This is a genomic window from Serratia sp. UGAL515B_01, assembly GCF_033095805.1.
Classification (GTDB): Bacteria; Pseudomonadota; Gammaproteobacteria; order Enterobacterales; family Enterobacteriaceae; genus Chania.
The window spans coordinates 2,661,965-2,683,419 of sequence record NZ_CP109901.1 but is presented as its reverse complement, the minus strand read 5'-3'; the positions used below and the strand labels follow the sequence as shown (position 1 = coordinate 2,683,419).

18 protein-coding genes are annotated in these 21,455 nt (G+C 48.9%); 17 read left to right on the top strand and 1 reads right to left on the bottom strand.

Annotated elements, in window-relative coordinates; translation table 11 throughout:
- Positions 1-56: 56 nt before the first annotated feature.
- The gene (gene map, locus OK023_RS12035) at positions 57-851 is read right to left on the bottom strand and encodes a type I methionyl aminopeptidase (RefSeq protein WP_317692951.1); all 795 of its coding nucleotides are present in this window, start codon (positions 849-851) and stop codon (positions 57-59) included.
- 366 nt (positions 852-1,217) lie between these two features.
- On the opposite strand from map, the gene rpsB reads away from it, so the two are divergent.
- The 17 genes from rpsB (at position 1,218) to accA (ending at position 21,281) form a co-directional block, all read left to right on the top strand.
- Complete coding sequence (gene rpsB / locus OK023_RS12030; protein WP_317692950.1) at positions 1,218-1,943, top strand: 30S ribosomal protein S2; 726 nt, start codon at positions 1,218-1,220, stop codon at positions 1,941-1,943.
- Positions 1,944-2,060: 117 nt separating this feature from the next.
- The gene (tsf, locus tag OK023_RS12025; protein ID WP_317692949.1) at positions 2,061-2,912 is read left to right on the top strand and encodes a translation elongation factor Ts; all 852 of its coding nucleotides are present in this window, start codon (positions 2,061-2,063) and stop codon (positions 2,910-2,912) included.
- Between the two features lie 152 nt (positions 2,913-3,064).
- Complete coding sequence (gene pyrH / locus OK023_RS12020) at positions 3,065-3,790, top strand: UMP kinase (RefSeq protein ID WP_317692948.1); 726 nt, start codon at positions 3,065-3,067, stop codon at positions 3,788-3,790.
- 311 nt (positions 3,791-4,101) lie between these two features.
- Positions 4,102-4,659 carry a ribosome recycling factor gene (frr, locus tag OK023_RS12015; protein WP_317692947.1) on the top strand — a complete coding sequence of 186 codons (558 nt, stop codon included), beginning with the start codon at positions 4,102-4,104 and terminating at the stop codon, positions 4,657-4,659.
- Positions 4,660-4,855: 196 nt separating this feature from the next.
- Positions 4,856-6,052 (top strand): 1-deoxy-D-xylulose-5-phosphate reductoisomerase, encoded by a 1,197-nt coding sequence (ispC, locus tag OK023_RS12010; protein WP_317692946.1) that lies wholly within the window; start codon positions 4,856-4,858, stop codon positions 6,050-6,052.
- A 385-nt stretch (positions 6,053-6,437) separates the two neighbouring features.
- Positions 6,438-7,196 carry a (2E,6E)-farnesyl-diphosphate-specific ditrans,polycis-undecaprenyl-diphosphate synthase gene (gene ispU, locus OK023_RS12005; RefSeq protein ID WP_317692945.1) on the top strand — a complete coding sequence of 253 codons (759 nt, stop codon included), beginning with the start codon at positions 6,438-6,440 and terminating at the stop codon, positions 7,194-7,196.
- A gap of 9 nt (positions 7,197-7,205) precedes the next feature.
- Positions 7,206-8,054, top strand: a complete 849-nt coding sequence (cdsA, locus tag OK023_RS12000) for a phosphatidate cytidylyltransferase (RefSeq protein WP_317692944.1) — start codon at positions 7,206-7,208, stop codon at positions 8,052-8,054.
- 32 nt (positions 8,055-8,086) lie between these two features.
- Positions 8,087-9,442 (top strand): sigma E protease regulator RseP, encoded by a 1,356-nt coding sequence (rseP, locus tag OK023_RS11995; RefSeq protein WP_317692943.1) that lies wholly within the window; start codon positions 8,087-8,089, stop codon positions 9,440-9,442.
- Between the two features lie 35 nt (positions 9,443-9,477).
- Entirely contained in the window at positions 9,478-11,901 is a 2,424-nt protein-coding gene (gene bamA, locus OK023_RS11990) for an outer membrane protein assembly factor BamA (protein WP_317692942.1), read from the top strand.
- Between the two features lie 162 nt (positions 11,902-12,063).
- Positions 12,064-12,561: a molecular chaperone Skp gene (gene skp, locus OK023_RS11985; protein WP_317692941.1), complete on the top strand. Its 498-nt coding sequence runs from the start codon at positions 12,064-12,066 to the stop codon at positions 12,559-12,561.
- A gap of 3 nt (positions 12,562-12,564) precedes the next feature.
- Entirely contained in the window at positions 12,565-13,587 is a 1,023-nt protein-coding gene (gene lpxD, locus OK023_RS11980) for a UDP-3-O-(3-hydroxymyristoyl)glucosamine N-acyltransferase (RefSeq protein WP_317692940.1), read from the top strand.
- A 160-nt stretch (positions 13,588-13,747) separates the two neighbouring features.
- Positions 13,748-14,203: a 3-hydroxyacyl-ACP dehydratase FabZ gene (fabZ, locus tag OK023_RS11975; protein ID WP_317692939.1), complete on the top strand. Its 456-nt coding sequence runs from the start codon at positions 13,748-13,750 to the stop codon at positions 14,201-14,203.
- Positions 14,204-14,206: 3 nt separating this feature from the next.
- The gene (gene lpxA / locus OK023_RS11970; protein WP_317692938.1) at positions 14,207-14,995 is read left to right on the top strand and encodes an acyl-ACP--UDP-N-acetylglucosamine O-acyltransferase; all 789 of its coding nucleotides are present in this window, start codon (positions 14,207-14,209) and stop codon (positions 14,993-14,995) included.
- 3 nt (positions 14,996-14,998) lie between these two features.
- Positions 14,999-16,147, top strand: coding sequence for a lipid-A-disaccharide synthase (gene lpxB / locus OK023_RS11965; protein ID WP_317692937.1), 1,149 nt, complete (start codon positions 14,999-15,001; stop codon positions 16,145-16,147).
- Positions 16,144-16,737, top strand: coding sequence for a ribonuclease HII (rnhB, locus tag OK023_RS11960; RefSeq protein ID WP_317692936.1), 594 nt, complete (start codon positions 16,144-16,146; stop codon positions 16,735-16,737). Before lpxB ends, rnhB begins: the two co-directional genes overlap by 4 nt.
- 83 nt (positions 16,738-16,820) lie before the next feature.
- The gene (gene dnaE / locus OK023_RS11955; protein ID WP_317692935.1) at positions 16,821-20,309 is read left to right on the top strand and encodes a DNA polymerase III subunit alpha; all 3,489 of its coding nucleotides are present in this window, start codon (positions 16,821-16,823) and stop codon (positions 20,307-20,309) included.
- Positions 20,310-20,321: 12 nt separating this feature from the next.
- The gene (gene accA, locus OK023_RS11950; protein ID WP_317692934.1) at positions 20,322-21,281 is read left to right on the top strand and encodes an acetyl-CoA carboxylase carboxyl transferase subunit alpha; all 960 of its coding nucleotides are present in this window, start codon (positions 20,322-20,324) and stop codon (positions 21,279-21,281) included.
- Positions 21,282-21,455: the final 174 nt, after the last annotated feature.

The following is a 21,455-nucleotide window of genomic DNA, read 5'->3' as shown; positions in this document are numbered from 1 at the left end:
ATAAAAAAGCCGGCAGAAGCCGGCTTGTCACAAGAGTGGCAGCATTAGCTGCGTTCTTACTGTTCGTGCGTAATGATATTGGGGATAGTGTCATCCTTGCGCAATGTCATTATTTCGCAGCCGTTATCAGTGACCACAATAGTATGCTCATACTGTGCCGACAAGCTGCGATCTTTGGTTTTCACCGTCCAGCCATCTTTCATGATGCGGATGCGGTAGTCACCAGCATTGACCATCGGTTCGATAGTAAAGGCCATGCCTGGTTGCAACACCACGCCACCATCATCAGCGTCGTAATGCAGTACCTGTGGTTCCTCATGGAACACTTCACCAATGCCGTGGCCGCAGTACTCGCGTACTACGGAGAATTTCTCGGCTTCAACATATTGCTGAATTGCCTTACCCAAGGTCCGTAACCGAATACCTGGTTTTACCATTCTCAGTGCCAGATAGAGACTTTCCTGAGTAATACGGCACAAGCGCTCCCCAAGAATAGTGGGTTTGCCGACGATGAACATCTTGGACGTGTCGCCATGAAAACCCTCTTTGATCACGGTGACATCGATATTGACAATATCTCCATCTTTCAAAATTTTGTCGTCGCTCGGAATACCATGGCAAACAACTTCGTTTACCGAAATGCATACAGACTTGGGGAAACCGTGATAGCCCAGACAGGCGGATATGGCCTGTTGCGTATTGGTGATATGTTCGTGACAGATTCTGTCGAGTTCACCGGTTGTTACGCCTGGTTTAACGTACGGTTCGATGATTTCCAGTACTTCCGCAGCCAGCCGGCCCGCAATGCGCATTTTCTGAATGTCATCGGGTGTTTTAATTGAGATTGCCATGAAATTAGTCCACAGGTGCCTGTATCGTCGACAGTATAAGGAAGGGCTTTTGCTTATGGTATCAGCCCTTCTCAAGGCTGCCAAATTTCATTTCTGAATACCATACTTAATACAACAAAAATTGGTGCTGAGGGCTGATTTATGGTATAAAGCGCGCCGGCAGATCCGCATCTTTGTTTTGTTGGCTCTTAAAAAGAGCTGGGTTCGGATACAGCCAAAGTACTTTAACTGCACTCACATTGTGTAAATAACACACACGTATCGACACATCCGCCGGGGTGCCTTGAGGTGGTTCATACCATTATCCGGGTCGGCGTTATGGGATACGTGGAGGCATAACCCCAATCAATCTATAGAGGTTTAATCATGGCAACTGTTTCCATGCGCGACATGCTCCAGGCTGGTGTACACTTTGGTCACCAAACTCGTTACTGGAACCCGAAAATGAAGCCTTTCATCTTCGGTGCTCGTAACAAGGTTCACATCATCAACCTGGAAAAAACCGTACCAATGGCCAACGCAGCACTGGCTGAACTGACCAAGATCTCTTCCCGTAAAGGCAAGATCCTGTTTGTTGGTACTAAGCGCGCAGCAAGCGAAGCGGTAAAAGAGTATGCTAACAGCTGCGATCAGTTCTTCGTGAACCATCGTTGGTTAGGTGGCATGCTGACTAACTGGAAAACTGTTCGTCAGTCAATCAAACGTTTGAAAGATCTGGAAGTTCAGTCTCAAGACGGTACCTTTGACAAGCTGACCAAGAAAGAAGCGCTGATGCGTACCCGTGAGTTGGAAAAACTGGAAAACTCTCTGGGTGGTATCAAGGACATGGGTGGTCTGCCAGACGCTTTGTTTGTTATTGATGCCGATCACGAACATATCGCGATCAAAGAAGCCAACAACCTAGGTATCCCGGTATTCTCTATCGTTGATACCAACTCCGATCCAGACGGCGTTGACTTCATCATCCCTGGTAACGACGACGCAATCCGTGCAATCAAACTGTACCTGGATGCTGTTGCTACCGCCGTCCGTGAAGGTCGTTCTCAAGATCTGGCCGTTCAGGCGGAAGAAAGCTTCGTAGAAGCTGAATAATAAGGTCAAGCCCTTATTAACCAGGTATTGAATATGTTGGTTAGGGGGGCCTGTAAAGGCCCCTTTTGCTTATCTGAATGAGAACTATCTCTGCGTGAGATAACCGAGGAAAAATAAATGGCTGATATTACTGCTGCTCTGGTAAAAGAACTGCGTGAGCGTACTGGCGCTGGCATGATGGATTGTAAAAAAGCCTTGATCGAAGCCAATGGCGACATCGAGCTGTCAATCGAAAACATGCGTAAGTCTGGCGCTATCAAAGCGGCTAAAAAAGCAGGCAACGTTGCTGCTGACGGCGTCATTAAAACCCGTATCGCAGGTAACTACGCCATGATCTTGGAAGTTAACTGCCAGACTGACTTCGTTGCCAAAGATGGCGGCTTCCAGGCCTTTGCTGAAAAAGTGCTGGATGCTGCTGTTGCAGGCAAAATCACTGACGTTGAAGTACTGAAAGCGCAGTTCGAAGAAGAACGTATAGCCCTGGTGGCAAAAATCGGTGAGAACATCAATATCCGCCGTGTTGCTGCCCTGGAAGGCGAAGTGCTGGGTAGCTACCTACACGGTGCGCGTATCGGTGTCCTGGTTGCAGCTAAAGGCGCTGATGAAGAGCTGGTTAAGCAACTGGCTATGCATGTTGCGGCAAGCAAGCCTGAATTCGTGAAGCCTGAAGATGTGTCTGCTGAAGTGGTAGAAAAAGAGTATCAGGTTCAGTTGGACATCGCCATGCAGTCTGGTAAGCCGAAAGAAATCGCAGAGAAAATGGTTGAAGGCCGTATGAAGAAATTCACCGGCGAAGTTTCTTTGACTGGTCAGCCTTTCGTTATTGACCCGAATAAAACCGTTGGTCAATTGCTGAAAGAGCACAATGCTGATGTGGTCAACTTCATCCGCTTTGAAGTGGGTGAAGGTATTGAGAAAGTTGAAACCGATTTTGCTGCTGAAGTTGCAGCAATGAGCAAACAGTCTTAATACCTGTTAATGGAACCGCCGTTAGGGCGGTTCCATTCTATCTAGCCAGAGATAAACCGATGACCGTCTTGTGCGACTATACTGAGCATAGTATAGCGTATTGCATAACCTGAACCCTCAATACTATTACTGCTTCATTAGGACAGAACACCATGGCAACCAATGCAAAACCCGTTTATCAGCGTATTCTGCTCAAACTGAGTGGTGAAGCCCTGCAAGGGGAGGAAGGTTTCGGAATCGACGCCAGCGTTTTGGATCGCATGGCTCAGGAAATCAAAGAGCTGGTCGAATTGGGCATTCAGGTCGGTGTAGTTATTGGTGGTGGTAATCTTTTCCGTGGTGCAGGTTTGGCTCAAGCCGGCATGAACCGCGTAGTGGGCGACCACATGGGAATGCTGGCTACCGTGATGAACGGCTTGGCTATGCGTGATGCACTGCACCGTGCCTATGTGAACGCCCGCCTTATGTCTGCAATTCCATTGAATGGTGTGTGTGATAATTACAGTTGGGCAGAGGCGATTAGCCTATTACGCAATAACCGCGTGGTGATTTTCTCTGCGGGTACGGGTAATCCGTTTTTTACCACCGATTCCGCGGCTTGCTTGCGTGGGATAGAAATTGAAGCCGACGTGGTATTGAAAGCAACTAAAGTCGATGGTGTATACTCCGCTGATCCGATGAAAAACCCGGATGCAACGCTGTTCGAGCAGTTAACCTATCAGGATGTACTGGAGCGGGAACTGAAAGTGATGGACTTGGCTGCTTTCACGCTTGCGCGTGATCACAGCTTGCCAATCCGCGTGTTCAATATGAACAAACCCGGTGCGCTGCGTCGTGTGGTAATGGGTGAAAACGAAGGCACGCTGATCACCAAATAACGGCTGTTCGGCCAAATTTAGCGGGAGCAGATAACGCCAAGCGAAATTTGCTCCTCTTGAGTAAAATATACTCTAAATAATTCGAGTTGCGTGAAGATGGCGACGCGGCGAGTCCCTGGGAGCTTACTCCAGTAAGTGACTTGGGTGAGCGATTAAAGCCAGCGTACAGGCAATTTGAAGTATGTTGAGTATAAACGGGTTGTACTTTAACCTTATGAATTTCAAACTGTTGTCAACAAAGCAGTAGTTTGAAAGTCGAAGGGAATATTGAGTATTACCTGCCAAGTAACCAGCTTCCAAGGGTTCGCAACGTGATTAATGAAATCAGAAAAGATGCCGATACACGTATGGAAAAAAGTGTAGAAGCATTCAAAAACCAAATCAGCAAGATCCGTACTGGCCGTGCTTCTCCAAGCATCCTGGATGGCATTATGGTTGAGTACTACGGGTCTGCGACGCCATTGCGCCAATTGGCTAACGTGACCGTAGAGGATTCCCGTACTCTTGCGATCAACCTGTTTGATCGTTCTCTGGGTTCAGCAGTAGAAAAGGCGATTATGTCTTCCGATCTTGGTCTGAATCCTAGTTCTGCTGGTAGCGTGATCCGTGTTCCGCTTCCTCCGTTGACGGAAGAACGCCGTAAGGATTTGATCAAAGTCGTCCGCGGCGAAGCTGAGCAAGGCCGTGTTGCTGTGCGTAACGTACGTCGTGATGCTAACGATAAAGTTAAAGCGCTACTGAAGGACAAACAAATCAGTGAAGACGAAGACCGTCGTTCGCAAGAAGACATCCAGAAAATGACAGATGCCTACATCAAGCTGCTTGATGCAGCTCTTGCAGATAAAGAAAAAGAGCTGATGGACTTCTAAGTCTTTATCGCGCATGAATAAAGCGTCGCTTGAGCGGCGCTTTATTTTTTGTGCGTATACCCGTCATACTTCCGATTGTCTGTACGCACAGATAATAGGGTTGCAGTTTGAAGGACAAGAGGTATGGACAAGCGGTGATTACAGTTACACACTGGAGCACCTCCGACCTCATTATACAGTGATTCAGAGCGAACTCATGAAGCAACTGACTATTCTGGGCTCCACCGGTTCTGTGGGCACCAGCACTCTGGCTGTTGTCAGGGCGAATCCCGACCTTTTTGCGATCAAAGCGCTGGTAGCTGGCCATAATGTGGCGGCAATGGCGCAACAGTGCATCGAGTTCCATCCTGACTATGTGGCAATGGCCGATGACAAATCCGCGAGTGAGTTACGAGCAGTGCTGGCGGAATACGGTGTGAAAACTGAAGTGCTGGCGGGGGAGCAGGCCGCCTGCGAGCTGGCTGCGTTAGATGATGTTGACCAAGTGACTGCGGCTATTGTAGGTGCTGCGGGTCTTTTGCCTACGTTGGCGGCTATTCGTGCCGGAAAACAGGTCCTGTTGGCAAACAAAGAATCATTGGTCACCTGTGGTCGTCTTTTTATAGACGCGGTACAAAAAAGCCAAGCACAATTGCTGCCGCTCGATAGTGAGCACAATGCCATATTCCAGAGCCTACCGGAAAGTATCCAGCGTCAATTGGGTGCCGTCTCACTGGAAGAACATGGCGTCTCGCGTATTGTTTTGACAGGGTCGGGCGGCCCATTTCGCACCACACCGTTAGAGCAATTGGTGACGATGACACCGAATCAAGCCTGTGCTCATCCTAACTGGTCGATGGGGCGAAAAATCTCCGTGGATTCAGCCACCATGATGAATAAAGGTCTGGAATATATAGAAGCACGTTGGTTATTTAATGCCTCTGCTGCACAAATGGAAGTTATCTTGCATCCTCAATCGGTGATCCATTCCATGGTGCGTTACGCTGACGGTAGTGTCTTGGCTCAACTGGGAACGCCCGATATGCGTACTCCGATTGCCCATGCCATGGCTTATCCGCAGCGGGTCAATTCCGGTGTTGCCGCGCTAGACTTCTGCCGCATGGGGGCGTTGACTTTTTGTGAACCAGAACGTGAGCGCTATCCTTGCCTGTATTTGGCGATTGATGCTTTCGAAGCTGGCCAAGCTGCAACAACGTCGCTTAACGCTGCCAATGAGATCGCTGTAGCGGCATTCTTACAAGAACAAATTCGGTTTACTGATATATTCGTAGTTAACCAAAAAGTTGTTGAATGTTTGGCGCTGCAAGAGCCGACAGGTATTGATATGGTTTTAGATATCGATCGTCAGGCTCGTGAGGTGGCTAGCGGTTTTGTTCGTTCATTACGTCGTTAATCAAAAAGCTGTGTTTTGTTATACCTGGGGTGTGAATTTTTGTAGCACGGTTTGATACATTGTCTGAATTTGCTTGCAAAGTGCGCGCACGGCAGTGGGGCCGTTTGTTCAGCCTTCTCGGAGGTGATATAGTCTGTCTCATCTCTCAGCGGTATACCGTTGAATAATGGCTTGATTGGTGTCCTCGTCCATCTTGCAAACTGCGGTTAACGAGGTTCGTAGTGTGTCAGATAACAAGGATACTTATGCTAATCATTTTCGGCAGTCCTCAGGGCGCAAGGCGAGCAGACTGAAAAGCTGTGTCAGGCACACGGCTTTTTTTGCGCGTAAGGTCCGATGTTCCGGAAAGGCTGTTGCGTTTACATTGAGGAAATAAGTACCAGTTATGTCGTTAGCAAACCAGCAAGAAGCTAATCTATTGTCTCAAGGGCCACGGCATGTTGCCATTATTATGGACGGCAATGGACGTTGGGCCAAGCGTCAGGGCAAGTTACGTGTCTTTGGTCATAAAGCAGGAGTGAAATCGGTTCGGCGTGCGGTTAGTTTCGCTGCCAGTAACCATTTGGATGCACTCACGCTTTATGCCTTTAGCAGCGAAAACTGGAACCGTCCTGCCCAAGAGGTGTCCGCCTTGATGGAGCTTTTTGTACGTGCTCTGGACAGTGAAGTAAAAAGCTTGCATAAACATAATGTCAGGCTTCGCGTGATTGGCGATATCAGCCGTTTCAGTATGCGTTTGCAAGAGCGAATACGCCGTTCAGAACAATTGACAGAAAATAACGATGGTCTGACACTCAATGTTGCCGCCAATTATGGCGGACGTTGGGATATCATTCAGGGTGTAAGAGAACTTGCTGAGAAAGTTCGGCAAGGCATATTACGCCCGGAACAAATCAATGAAGAGTTGCTGAGTGAAAATGTCTGTATGAGCGATCTGGCACCCGTGGATTTAGTGATCCGCACAGGGGGCGAACATCGCATAAGTAACTTCCTGCTCTGGCAAATTGCTTATGCTGAGCTTTACTTTACTGATGTACTCTGGCCAGATTTTGATGAACTTGTCTTTGAAGGTGCGCTGAATGCATTTGCACAACGTGAGCGCCGCTTCGGGGGAACAACACCTATTGACGCCAATGTGTCCTAGGGGGAACTTTTGCTGAAGTATCGCCTCATAACGGCTCTGATTTTAATTCCGATAGTTATTGTTGCGCTGTTTTTCCTGCCACCGCTGGCTTTTGCCTTGGTTACACTCGCTGTGTGCATGTTGGCTGCCTGGGAATGGGGGCAGTTGGCTGGGTATGCTGCACGTTCCCAGCGCATCTGGTTAGCAATAATATGTGGCTTTCTGCTGGCGTTAATGATGCTCAGCATTCCTTCTTATCACCACTCTGTTCACCAAATGATGATTGGCGGCCCACTGTGGCTGTCATTGATATGGTGGCTGACTGCTTTACTATTAGTGCTATTCTATCCGGGTTCCACAGCACTATGGCGTGATTCACGCCCTTTGCGATTGGTATTTGGTTTGTTGACGATTGTGCCGTTTTTTTGGGGGATGTTGGCATTACGTCAGCTAGATTATGCGAACAATCATTTTACCGGTGCATGGTGGTTGCTGTACGTTATGGTGCTTGTGTGGGGGGCTGATTCTGGCGCCTATATGTTTGGCAAGCTGTTTGGTAAGCATAAGTTGGCACCGAATGTCTCACCAGGTAAAACCTGGGAAGGGCTGATAGGGGGATTAGCGACTTCCGCGGTAATTTCTTGGTTATTTAGTCATTATGCTCCATTGAGCATAGAATCTGTGCAGCTGTTGGTCTGTTCAATTATCGCTGTGCTCGCTTCGGTTTTGGGTGATCTCACTGAGAGCATGTTCAAACGTGAAGCAGGGATCAAAGATAGCGGTCACCTGATCCCCGGACATGGCGGAATACTGGATCGTATTGATAGTCTGACCGCTGCAGTGCCTGTATTTGCCTGCTTGATGTTGTTAGTGTTTTAATCCGTCATCGGCGGGGGGAGTGAAAGGATTATATGATCGGCGTACTCTGGAACTTGGTCGCATTTATTATCGCTCTTGGGATATTGATTACTGTACATGAGTTTGGACATTTTTGGGTAGCTCGCCGCTGTGGTGTTCTTGTAGAGCGTTTCTCGATTGGTTTTGGCCGCGCTTTGTGGCGACGAACCGATCGCCAGGGTACAGAGTTTGTTATTGCCATGATCCCTCTTGGTGGCTACGTAAAAATGCTGGATGAACGTGTAGAAACGGTCGCACCGGAGATTCGGCATCAAGCATTTAATAATAAAACGGTTTGGCAGCGTGCGGCGATTGTTAGTGCTGGTCCTATCGCCAACTTCCTGTTCGCCATTTTTGCTTATTGGATTGTGTTCGTAATCGGAGTGCCTAGTTTTCGTCCGATCATTGGTGAAATCGTCCCGCAATCAATTGCTGCGAAAGCAGAAATTTCTGCAGGTATGGAACTTAAGTCCGTTGACGGTATCGAAACGCCTGATTGGGAATCAGTTCGTTTGGCGCTGGTTAGCAAAATTGGTGATGCGCAGACCGAGGTTGGCGTTTCAGCATTTAGTGCCTCGGCAGTAGCGAAGAAAATCCTGGATTTACGTCAGTGGAGCTTTGAACCGGATAAAGAAGATCCAGTCCGTTCTTTAGGTATGATACCGCGTGGCCCACAGATAGAATCGGTGTTGGCGGAAGTGCAACCAGGCTCTGCTGCACAAAAGGCGGGTTTACAAGCAGGGGATAGGATCGTTAAAGTCGATGGTGAGTTGCTTGGGCGTTGGGCAACGTTAGCCAAGCGGATCTACAATGGACCCGGTCAATCACTTGTTTTAGGGATCGAAAGAAACGGAGCCCCCTTGTCTTTAACGCTGATACCGGATACAAAACCGGTGGGAAAAGATAAAGTAGTGGGCTTTGCTGGTATCATTCCGAAAGTGTTGCCTATACCGGACGAGTATAAGACGATTCGCCAGTATGGACCGTTCTCGGCGCTTTATGAGGCTGGGGAGAAGACCTGGCAACTGATGCGGCTTACGGTCAGTATGCTGGGTAAATTAATTACCGGTGATGTAAAGCTGAACAACCTGAGTGGCCCGATTTCCATTGCACAGGGAGCAGGGGCGTCAGCAGAGGGTGGGTTTATCTATTATGTGATGTTTCTTGCGTTGATTAGTGTCAACCTTGGTATCATCAACCTATTCCCATTACCGATATTAGATGGTGGGCATCTTCTCTTCCTGGCGATAGAAAAGCTGAAGGGAAAGCCAGTTTCTGAGCGGGTACAGGACTACAGTTACCGCATTGGTTCGATCTTGTTGGTACTGTTAATGGGTCTTGCACTTTTCAATGATTTTTCTCGCCTTTAGCGGCGGGAACAGGTTAGGAAGAACGCATAACAACGATGGCGATTAAAAAGTTGCTCATAGCGTCGCTGCTGTTTGGCAGCGCCACCGTATACGGTGCAGACGGGTTCGTAGTGAAAGACATTCATTTCGAAGGCCTGCAACGAGTCGCCGTCGGTGCGGCGTTACTCAATATGCCGGTTCGCGTAGGCGATACCGTCTTTGATGATGATATCGGTAATACCATTCGTGCCTTGTTTGCCACTGGCAACTTCGAGGACGTTCGTGTATTGCGCGATGGTGATACGTTGATTGTTCAGGTTAAGGAGCGCCCTACCATTGCCAGCATCACTTTCTCCGGTAACAAGTCGGTGAAAGATGACATGCTCAAGCAAAACCTCGAGGCTTCAGGCGTACGGGTTGGCGAAGCACTCGATCGCACCACCTTATCTAGCATTGAAAAAGGGGTGGAAGATTTTTATTACAGTGTAGGCAAATATAGTGCCTCGGTGAAAGCTGTTGTTACGCCATTACCGCGTAACCGTGTTGATCTAAAGCTGGTTTTCACTGAAGGGGTTTCCGCCAAGATTCAACAAATCAACATTGTTGGCAACCATGCCTTTACTACCGATGAACTGATTTCACGTTTCCAACTGCGTGATGAGGTACCGTGGTGGAACGTGGTTGGTGATCGTAAATATCAGAAGCAAAAGCTGGCAGGGGATCTTGAAATCCTGCGTAGTTTCTATCTTGATCGCGGCTATGCACGCTTTACCATTGATTCAACACAGGTGAGCTTGACGCCTGATAAAAAAGGTATTTACATCACTATCAACATTACCGAAGGTGAGCAGTACAAGCTTTCCGGTGTGGTGGTGAATGGTAACTTGGCTGGTCACTCGGCTGAAGTGGCTCAGTTGACTAAAGTTGAACCGGGTGAGCTGTTTAATGGCACCAAAGTGACCAAAATGGAAGACAACCTCAAGAAGATGTTTGGCCGTTATGGTTATGCTTACCCCCGTGTACAGACTCGTCCTGAAATCAACGATGTCGATAAAACCGTTAAACTTTTCATCGACATTGACGCGGGTAATCGCTTCTACGTTCGTCGTATCAAGTTTGAAGGTAACGATACCAGTAAGGACAGCGTATTGCGCCGTGAGATGCGTCAGATGGAAGGTGCTTGGCTGGGGAGCGATCAAGTTGAGCAGGGTAAAGAACGTCTAGACCGCCTAGGTTACTTTGAAACTGTTGATGTTGAAACCCAGCGTGTTCCAGGAACTGCCGATCAGGTCGATATTGTCTATAAGGTCAAAGAGCGTAACACCGGTAGCCTGAACTTTGGTGTTGGCTACGGTACTGAAAGTGGTATCAGCTTCCAGGCTGGCGTTCAGCAAGACAACTGGCTAGGCACAGGTTATTCTGTGGGCATCAGCGGCACCAGGAACGACTACCAGACTTACGCTGAACTTTCGGTTACCAACCCTTACTTCACCGTTGATGGTGTAAGTCTGGGTGGCCGTATCTTCTACAATGACTTTAAGGCCAATAACGCTGATCTGTCAGACTATACCAACAGTAGTTACGGTGTAGATGGAACGTTAGGCTTCCCGATCAACGAAAACAATTCGTTGCGTGCTGGCTTGGGTTACGTTCATAACTCCTTGTCCCAAATGCAGCCGCAGATTGCCATGTGGCGTTATCTGAATTCAGTCGGTGAGGATCCTGATTATCTCAATCGTGCCAGTTATACCTCAGACGATTTCACGTTGAATTTGGGGTGGTCTTATAATGACTTGGATCGTGGTTTCTTCCCAACCTCGGGTAATAAGAGCTCGTTTAACACCAAGGTAACTGTCCCTGGTTCGGACAACTCGTACTATAAGTTCACGCTGGATAGTTCGCAGTACTTACCAATCAATGAGGATAAGACTTGGGTGTTGTTAGGTCGTGGTCGTTTGGGCTATGCCGATGGCTTTAGCGGTAAAGAAGTTCCGTTCTACGATAACTTCTACGCGGGGGGCTCAAGCACTGTGCGTGGCTTCCAGTCGAATACCATTGGTCCTAAGGCTGTGTACTATAACTCCAACTCGTATACCTGCCAGAATGCACCAGGTAGCAGCACGCCTCAGGCAATTTGTAACTCGAATGATGCTGTCGGCGGCAACGCTATGGCGGTGGCAAGTCTTGAATTGATTACGCCGACCCCATTCCTGAGTGAAAAATATGCCAATTCGGTTCGTACCTCACTGTTTATCGATGCGGGTACCGTATGGGATACCAAATGGGAGAATACGGATCAGACACGTATGTTTGATGTGCCAGACTACAGCAAAGCAGGCAATATCCGTTACTCAGCAGGTATTGCTCTGCAGTGGATGTCACCGTTGGGGCCGTTGGTCTTCTCTTATGCTGATCCGCTTAAGAAATTCGATGGCGACAGATCTGAACAATTCCAATTTAATATAGGGAGAACCTGGTAATAGGGTTCACTTTTGGGCATAACGAGTAAGAAAGCATCACAAATGCCAGACTGACCTCAAATCAATAGAGAGAGCATTCTCATTGTGTTATGTGATAAGTCTGGCAAATTGTGTAATTCAAAGTGTCATATGACACAAACGAGTGATGGTAAGGAGTTTATAGTGAAAAAGTTGTTGTGTGCCGCAGGCCTTGGTTTAGCAATGGCTGCTTCAGCCAGCGTTCAGGCAGCTGACAAGATTGCTGTTGTCAACGTTTCCAGTATCTTCCAACAGCTGCCAGCGCGTGAAGCTGTGGCTAAACAACTGGAAGATGAGTTTAAAGGCCGCGCGAGCGAACTCCAGAAAATGGAACGCGACCTGCAAACTAAAATGCAGAAATTGCAGCGTGACGGTTCTACCATGAAAGCCAGCGATCGCTCTAAGATGGAAAAAGATCTGATGGCTCAACGTGAGCAGTTCTCTCAAAAAGCGCAGGCTTTTGAGCAAGATAACCGCCGTCGCCAGATGGAAGAGCGTAACAAAATCCTGAGCCGAATTCAGGATGCAGTTAAAGCCGTTGCCAGCAAAGAAGGTTACGACGTAGTCATCGACGCAAACGCGGTTGCTTATGCAGACTCTGCCAAAGACATTACTGCTGCTGTGCAGAAACAGGTTAAATAAGGCATGCCTTCGATTCGACTGGCTGATTTAGCGCAGCAGTTGGATGCACAATTGCACGGTGATGGCGATATTGTCATCACCGGCATTGCTTCTATGCATTCTGCACAGTCTGGGCAAATTACTTTTTTGTCAAACAGCCGCTACCAAGCTCAGTTGGCCTCTTGCAAGGCAAGTGCTGTTGTGCTCACTGAAGCAGATTTACCGCACTGCCGTTCTGCTGCTCTTGTAGTTAAAAACCCTTATCTGACCTATGCGCGCATGGCGCAATTGATGGACACTACTCCGGCACCTGCGGTCGATATCGCGCCAAGTGCAGTGGTGTCACCCGACGCTCGGCTGGGTAAAAATGTTGCCGTAGGGGCCAATGCGGTTATCGAATCCGGTGCGGAATTGGGCGATAACGTCATCATTGGTCCTGGTTGTTTTATAGGTAAACATGCCCGGATTGGCGTGGGGACTCGTCTATGGGCGAACGTAACGATTTATCATGAAGTTGAAATTGGCCAGCATTGTCTTATCCAGTCGGGAACGGTGATTGGTGCAGATGGCTTTGGCTATGCTTTTGATCGTGGTAACTGGATCAAAATCCCACAGTTAGGGACGGTCATTATTGGCGATCGTGTTGAGATTGGCTCCTGTACCACTATCGATCGCGGTGCGTTGGATAACACCCGGATTGGGAATGGTGTTATCATTGATAACCAGTGTCAGATTGCACATAACGTTGTGATTGGTGAGAATACCGCGGTCGCGGGTGGTGTGATCATGGCAGGTAGCTTGAAAGTTGGTCGTTATTGCCAGATTGGTGGTGCCAGTGTGATCAATGGTCATATGGAGATCGCTGACAAGGTTGTCGTTACTGGGATGGGGATGGTTATGCGACCAATCACCGAACCTGGGGTATACTCCTCTGGCATTCCGTTACAACCCAATAAAGTTTGGCGCAAAACAGCTGCGTTGGTGATGAATATCGATGAGATTAGCAAACGCTTGAAAGCTGTCGAACGAAAAATCGGGAAAGACTAATCACCACTGCCCGCCATGCTGGGTATAAAACGAAACGCGTTGGCGATAACGCCAAAAGCGCAGAGAGTTATATATTTGCGGCCTGCCTGATGATCTCCTTTTTGGGTCAACGCAGGCCGTGTTGTTGATGCCATCAGTTTTTAGAAACAGGAAGAGTATTTTGACTACTGACACTCATACTCTGGATATTGCAGAAATTTTGGAGTTACTTCCTCACCGTTACCCGTTTTTGCTGGTCGATCGTGTGTTGGAATTTGAAGAACACAAGTATCTGCGGGCGGTGAAGAACGTAACTGTTAATGAGCCGTTTTTCCAGGGGCATTTCCCTGGTAAACCGATTTTACCAGGTGTACTGATTCTGGAGGCGATGGCCCAGGCCACTGGTATTCTAGCATTCAAGAGCGTGGGTAAGCTTGAGCCAGGTGAATTGTATTATTTTGCTGGTATTGATGAAGCCCGCTTCAAACGCCCTGTAGTACCTGGCGATCAGATGATTATGGAAGTCACTTTCGAAAAAACTCGCCGTGGCCTGACGCGCTTTAAAGGGGTAGCAACCGTTGACGGAAAAATTGTCTGCGAAGCAACCATGATGTGTGCCCGCAGCCGGGAGGCATAATCTGTGATTGATAAAACCGCCTTTATCCATCCTGGGGCAATCGTTGAGCAAGGTGCCGTAATTGGCGCTGGTGCGCACATTGGTCCTTTCTGTTACGTCGGATCCCAGGTGGAAATCGGCGCGGGTACAGTACTGAAATCGCACGTTGTAGTGAACGGTATCACTAGGATTGGCCGCGATAACGAGATTTATCAATTTGCCTCTATTGGAGAGGCGAATCAGGATCTGAAATATGCGGGCGAACCTACAAAAGTTGAAATCGGTGATCGCAACCGTATTCGTGAAAGCGTGACTATCCACCGCGGCACCGCTCAAGGTACAGGTGTGACCAAAGTTGGCAATGACAACTTGCTGATGGTTAACGTACATGTTGCTCATGATTGTGTGGTGGGGAATTCCTGTGTACTTGCGAACAACGCAACGCTTGCTGGACACGTGGAGATTGATGATCATGCCATTATTGGTGGTATGACCGCTATTCACCAATTCTGTATCATCGGTGCTCATGTCATGGTCGGTGGCTGTTCCGGCATAGCACAAGACGTACCTCCTTTTGTTATCGCCCAAGGTAACCACGCCACTCCATTTGGTATAAATGCTGTTGGTCTGAAACGCCGTGGTTTTGACAAGGATGAAATGCATGCGATCCGTAATGCATACAAAATCCTTTATCGCAGCGAGAAACCCTTGGAGGAAGCTAAAGAAGAAATTAAAGCTATGGTGAAAGAAAACCCTGTGCTAAAGCAATTTATTGATTTCTTCGCTCGTTCCACCCGAGGGATCATTCGCTGATATATGATAAATCGTCCATTAACTATCGGGCTGGTTGCCGGTGAAACTTCCGGTGATATTCTTGGTGCCGGATTAATCCGTGCACTCAAGAAGCAACATCCTGACGCACGTTTCGTTGGCGTAGCAGGTCCGCTGATGCAGGCCGAAGGGTGTGAAGCCTGGTATGAGATGGAAGAGCTGGCGGTAATGGGCGTGGTCGAAGTGCTCGAGCGTCTACCACGCCTGTTGAAGATCCGTAAGGAGCTTACCCGCCGGTTTAGTGAATTGAAGCCTGACGTATTTGTTGGTATTGACGCACCTGATTTCAATATCACACTCGAAGGCCGCCTCAAGAAACGTGACATTCGCACTATACACTACGTCAGTCCTTCAGTGTGGGCTTGGCGACAAAAGCGCGTTTTCAAAATTGGTAAAGCGACCGATCTGGTCCTGGCGTTTCTCCCTTTCGAAAAAGCGTTTTATGATCGTTTCAACGTTCCCTGCCGCTTTATCGGCCATACCATGGCTGATGCGATGCCATTGCAGCCAGACAAACAGGCCGCACGCATGATGCTGGGTATCCCCCTTGATGTACAGTGTTTGGCTTTGTTGCCAGGAAGTCGCGCTGCTGAAGTGGAAATGTTGAGCGCTGATTTTCTCAGGACTGCACGTCTACTGCGTGCGCATTACCCGGAGCTGGAGGTGGTAGTTCCACTTGTTAACGCTAAGCGGCGCGAGCAATTCGAACGTATCAAAGCTGAGGTTGCACCAGAACTTCATGTTCATCTGCTGGATGGCAAAGGGCGTGAGGCGATGATTGCCAGCGATGCTGCTCTGTTGGCTTCAGGTACTGCAGCGCTGGAATGCATGTTGGCTAAGTGTCCGATGGTCGTGGGATATCGCATGAAGCCATTGACTTTTTGGTTGGCGGAACGCCTAGTGAAAACGCCGTATGTATCGTTACCGAATCTTCTTGCCGGGCAAGAAATCGTCACGGAGTTGCTACAGCACGATTGTGTACCAGATAAGCTGGCTGCGGCTTTATTACCGTTGTTAGAAGAGAGTCAGGAAACGGCACTGTTGAAACACACTTTTCTTGAACTGCACCACAGCATTCGCTGTGGTGCCGATGAACAGGCCGCTCAGGCTGTATTGGAACTAGCAGTATCATGATACAACCCTTTGTTTACCCCTCTGCGCTGCTGATCGCTGGTGTGGATGAAGTAGGGCGAGGTCCTTTGGTTGGTGCCGTAGTGACCGCTGCAGTGATACTTGATCCAGCAAGACCTATCGCTGGTTTGGCTGATTCAAAGAAACTTAGCGAGAAACGGCGTTCGGCGTTGTACGACAAAATTGTTGATAACGCACTATCATGGAGCCTGGGACGCGCTGAACCTTATGAGATTGACCAACTTAACATCTTGCATGCTACCATGTTGGCGATGCAGCGTGCGGTTGCTGGTTTGCATATCGAGCCTGACATGGTGCTAATTGATGGCAACCGTTGCCCAGCACTGCCGATGCGTTCTATGGCGGTGGTGAAAGGCGACAGCCGGGTTGCAGAAATTAGCGCGGCATCTATTCTGGCAAAAGTCACACGCGATCGGGAAATGACCGAGTTGGATCGGTCTTTTCCCGAATATGGTTTTGCCAAACATAAAGGCTATCCCACCGCATTTCATTTAGAAAAACTGGCGGTGTTGGGAGCAACCAAACACCACCGACGTAGCTTTGCACCTGTAAGACAGGTGCTGGAGCGGTAATTGACTTCTTGGCCCTGCCGGGCTGCTCAACTCGAGTTAACCCAAGTTCATTAAGTTGAACCCCAACACCTTGGTATTTGGATATGGCTGAACCTCGTTTTATTCATCTTCGCGTCCACAGCGACTACTCCATGGTTGATGGATTAGCCAAGGTCGGCCCGCTGGTGAAAAGAGCCGCTGCGCTTGGTATGCCTGCTTTGGCAATCACCGATTTCACCAACCTGTGTGGCTTGGTAAAATTCTATGGCAGTGCACATGGAGCAGGGATTAAGCCGATTATCGGTGCTGATTTCAATGTGCAAAGCGAAGTATTGGGTGATGAGCTTGCGCAACTGACCATACTGGCTGCTAATAATGACGGTTATCAAAATCTTACCTTACTGATCTCAAAGGCTTATCAACGTGGTTATGGTGCTGCAGGGCCGATTATAGACCGTGATTGGTTGATTGAACACCGAGCTGGGTTGATCCTGCTTTCTGGTGGTCGGATGGGGGATGTCGGTAAGTTTTTGCTACGCGGTAATCAGGTTCAAGCAGAACAATGCCTTGCGTTTTATCAGGAGTACTTTCAAGACAATTATTACCTCGAATTGACCCGCACCGGTCGTGCAGACGAAGATAATTATCTGCATGCAGCCGTTGCGCTAGCAACCGAACTTAGGTTACCTGTGGTTGCGACCAATGATGTACGTTTCTTGGAAGAAGATGATTTTGACGCCCATGAGATCCGTGTCGCGATTCATGATGGTTTTACACTCGACGATCCGAAACGCCCACGAAATTACAGCCCACAGCAGTACATGCGTAGCGAAGATGAGATGTGCGGGCTGTTTTCTGACATCCCTGAGGCACTGATCAATAGTGTTGAAATTGCTAAACGTTGTAATGTGACTATTCGCCTTGGTGAATACTTCCTGCCTCAATTCCCCACCGGCGATATGACTACTGAAGATTTCCTGGTGGCCAAATCTAAAGAGGGATTGGAAGAACGTCTTGAATTCCTGTTCCCAGACCCTGAAGTTCGTGCCCAGCGTCGTCCTGAATATGACGAGCGTCTGGACGTTGAACTTAAAGTGATCAACCAGATGGGATTCCCGGGTTACTTCTTGATCGTAATGGAGTTCATTCAGTGGTCGAAAGATAACAACGTCCCTGTTGGACCGGGACGAGGTTCAGGTGCCGGTTCATTGGTCGCGTATGCGCTGAAAATTACCGATCTTGACCCACTGGAGTTTGACCTGCTGTTCGAACGCTTCCTAAACCCGGAACGTGTCTCGATGCCTGATTTTGACGTCGATTTTTGTATGGAGAAACGCGACCTGGTAATCGAACACGTGGCGGATATGTATGGCCGCGAAGCGGTATCGCAGATCATCACTTTCGGCACCATGGCGGCGAAAGCGGTTATTCGCGACGTGGGTCGTGTTCTGGGGCATCCTTATGGTTTCGTTGACCGTATTTCCAAACTGGTGCCGCCCGATCCCGGCATGACGCTGGAAAAGGCCTTTGCCGCCGAACCGCAACTGCCGGAAATTTATGAGGCTGACGAGGAAGTTAAAGCGCTGATCGACATGGCGCGTAAGCTTGAAGGCGTAACGCGTAACGCCGGGAAGCATGCTGGGGGTGTGGTGATTGCACCAACCAAGATCACTGACTTTGCGCCGCTCTATTGCGATGCTGAAGGCAACCACCCGGTAACCCAGTTTGATAAGAATGACGTTGAATATGCTGGGCTGGTGAAGTTTGACTTCTTGGGCCTGCGAACGCTGACCATTATTGATTGGGCACTGGCGATGATTAATGCCCGCCGTGCCAAGAGTGGTTTGGAGCCGATCGATATTGCGGCAATTCCACTCGATGACAAGAAAAGTTTCGACATGCTGCAGCGCTCAGAAACCACAGCGGTGTTCCAGCTTGAATCACGCGGCATGAAAGATCTGATCAAACGGCTGAAACCTGACTGCTTCGAGGATATGATCGCATTGGTGGCTTTGTTCCGCCCGGGCCCACTGCAGTCTGGTATGGTGGATAACTTTATTGACCGCAAGCACGGGCGTGAAGAGATCTCCTACCCTGATATCCAATGGCAGCATGAGTCGCTGAAACCGGTATTAGAACCAACTTACGGTATTATCCTGTATCAAGAACAGGTGATGCAGATCGCCCAAGTACTCGCAGGTTATACCTTGGGAGGCGCGGATATGTTGCGCCGTGCGATGGGGAAAAAGAACCCAGTCGAGATGGCTAAACAACGTGGTGGTTTTGAAGATGGGGCCAAGGCACGCGGTATTGATGGTGAACTGTCGGTAAAAATCTTTGATCTGGTAGAGAAGTTCGCTGGATACGGTTTTAACAAATCACACTCAGCAGCTTATGCGCTGGTGTCATATCAGACGCTCTGGCTGAAAGCGCACTACCCGGCAGAATTTATGGCCGCAGTGATGACTGCCGATATGGATAACACTGATAAGGTGGTTGGGTTAGTTGACGAATGTTGGCGCATGGGCCTGAAAATACTGCCGCCGGATATCAACAGTGGGCAGTACCATTTCCACGTGAATGATGAAGGTGAAATTGTCTACGGTATTGGGGCAATCAAAGGTGTTGGGGAAGGGCCGATTGAAGCCATTATCGAGGCTCGCAATGCCGGAGAACAAGGATACTTCAAAGATCTGTTTGACCTATGCGCACGTTCTGATATCAAAAAACTGAATCGTCGCATACTGGAAAAGCTGATCATGTCCGGGGCATTTGATCGCTTGGGGCCGCACCGTGCTGCGCTGATGAACTCCCTGGGCGATGCGCTTAAAGCGGCGGATCAGCACGCCAAGGCTGAAGCGATTGGGCAGGCGGATATGTTCGGGGTATTGGCTGAAGCCCCCGAACAGGTAGAACAGTCTTATGCTAATGTTCCCCCTTGGCAGGAGCAAGTGGTACTGGATGGGGAACGTGAAACGCTAGGGCTGTATCTCACTGGCCACCCAATTACCCAGTATCTCAAGGAAATTGAACGCTACGCCGCTGGCCAGCGTTTGAAAGATATGCACCCGACGGAACGGGGAAAAATGACTACTGCCGTAGGACTGGTAGTTTCTTCGAAAGTTATGATGACCAAACGGGGTAATCGTATCGGTATTTGCTCGCTGGATGACCGTTCCGGCCGTCTGGACGTTATGCTTTTCACCGATGCTTTGGAAAAATATCAGCATTTATTGGAAAAAGACCGTATCCTGATTGCCACTGGACAGGTAAGCTTTGATGATTTTAACGGTGGGCTTAAAATGACGGCCCGCGAATTAATGGATATCAGTGAAGCTCGTGAAAAATACGCTCGTGGGCTTGCTATCTCGCTGACGGACAGGCAAATTGATGACCAGCTTTTGAACCGTCTCCGTCAGTCTTTGGAACCCCATCGCTCGGGGACGATTCCAGTGCATCTCTACTATCAACGGGAAGATGCACGGGCAAGATTGCGCTTTGGTGCAACTTGGCGTGTAACACCGACTGACCGTTTGTTGATAGACTTGCGGACCCTGGTAGGTAATGAGCAGGTGGAACTGGAATTTGACTAAAATAGGAATACTATGAGTCTGAATTTTCTTGATTTTGAACAGCCGATTGCAGAGCTAGAAGCGAAAATTGATTCGCTGACCGCAGTTAGCCGTCAAGACGAAAAATTAGATATTAATCTGGACGAAGAGGTTCGGCGCCTGCGTGAAAAAAGCGTTGAGCTGACGCGCAAGATTTTTTCCGATCTTGGGGCTTGGCAGATTGCCCAATTGGCACGCCACCCACGCCGTCCTTATACCCTGGATTATATCAAATATATCTTTACCGACTTTGAAGAACTGGCTGGCGATCGCGCCTATGCTGATGACAAAGCCATTGTCGGAGGTATTGCGCGCCTTGATGGCCGTCCGGTGATGATCATCGGCCATCAGAAAGGTCGTGAAACCAAAGAGAAAATCCGTCGCAATTTTGGTATGCCTGCGCCAGAAGGTTACCGCAAAGCGCTGCGTCTGATGGAAATGGCATCACGTTTTAAAATGCCTCTTATTACTTTCATTGACACACCTGGTGCTTACCCTGGTGTTGGTGCTGAAGAACGTGGTCAGTCTGAAGCGATAGCTCGTAACCTCCGTGAAATGTCTCGCTTGAATATTCCGGTGATCTGCACCGTGATCGGTGAAGGCGGCTCCGGCGGTGCATTGGCGATTGGCGTGGGCGATAAAGTGAATATGTTGCAATACAGCACCTATTCGGTTATTTCGCCGGAAGGTTGCGCCTCGATCTTGTGGAAAAGTGCCGACAAGGCGCCGATTGCCGCAGAAGCAATGGGCATCACAGCACCGCGTTTGAAAGAGCTGAAGCTGATCGATTCTGTCATCCCTGAACCTCTGGGCTCTGCGCACCGCGATGTACCGGTGATGGCTGCTTCGTTGAAGGCGCAACTGTTGGTGGATCTGGCAGAATTGGATGCGATGAGTAATGAAGAGTTGCTCAACCGCCGTTATCAGCGCCTGATGAACTACGGTTACTGCTGATACTGTGATACTCAAGTAACTTCAAGTTGCAAGTGGGCGGCAACTGAGAGAAGCCCGAGAAGCTTGGTAAAGCAAGTGACTGGGGGATGAGGGCAGCCACTACCGCTGCAGCTTGAGGCACAACGAGTAGACCTGCTTTATGTGAGATCCCCTGCCGGTTAATACTAGCGGGGG

What these genes read in the sequence shown, in the direction of transcription:
- map (WP_317692951.1), bottom strand. Translation starts at nt 851, where the DNA reads ATGGCAATCTCAATTAAAACACCCGATGACATTCAGAAAATGCGCATT.
- rpsB (WP_317692950.1), top strand. Translation starts at nt 1,218, where the DNA reads ATGGCAACTGTTTCCATGCGCGACATGCTCCAGGCTGGTGTACACTTT.
- tsf (WP_317692949.1), top strand. Translation starts at nt 2,061, where the DNA reads ATGGCTGATATTACTGCTGCTCTGGTAAAAGAACTGCGTGAGCGTACT.
- pyrH (WP_317692948.1), top strand. Translation starts at nt 3,065, where the DNA reads ATGGCAACCAATGCAAAACCCGTTTATCAGCGTATTCTGCTCAAACTG.
- ispC (WP_317692946.1), top strand. Translation starts at nt 4,856, where the DNA reads ATGAAGCAACTGACTATTCTGGGCTCCACCGGTTCTGTGGGCACCAGC.
- ispU (WP_317692945.1), top strand. Translation starts at nt 6,438, where the DNA reads ATGTCGTTAGCAAACCAGCAAGAAGCTAATCTATTGTCTCAAGGGCCA.
- rseP (WP_317692943.1), top strand. Translation starts at nt 8,087, where the DNA reads ATGATCGGCGTACTCTGGAACTTGGTCGCATTTATTATCGCTCTTGGG.
- bamA (WP_317692942.1), top strand. Translation starts at nt 9,478, where the DNA reads ATGGCGATTAAAAAGTTGCTCATAGCGTCGCTGCTGTTTGGCAGCGCC.
- lpxD (WP_317692940.1), top strand. Translation starts at nt 12,565, where the DNA reads ATGCCTTCGATTCGACTGGCTGATTTAGCGCAGCAGTTGGATGCACAA.
- lpxB (WP_317692937.1), top strand. Translation starts at nt 14,999, where the DNA reads ATGATAAATCGTCCATTAACTATCGGGCTGGTTGCCGGTGAAACTTCC.
- rnhB (WP_317692936.1), top strand. Translation starts at nt 16,144, where the DNA reads ATGATACAACCCTTTGTTTACCCCTCTGCGCTGCTGATCGCTGGTGTG.
- dnaE (WP_317692935.1), top strand. Translation starts at nt 16,821, where the DNA reads ATGGCTGAACCTCGTTTTATTCATCTTCGCGTCCACAGCGACTACTCC.
- accA (WP_317692934.1), top strand. Translation starts at nt 20,322, where the DNA reads ATGAGTCTGAATTTTCTTGATTTTGAACAGCCGATTGCAGAGCTAGAA.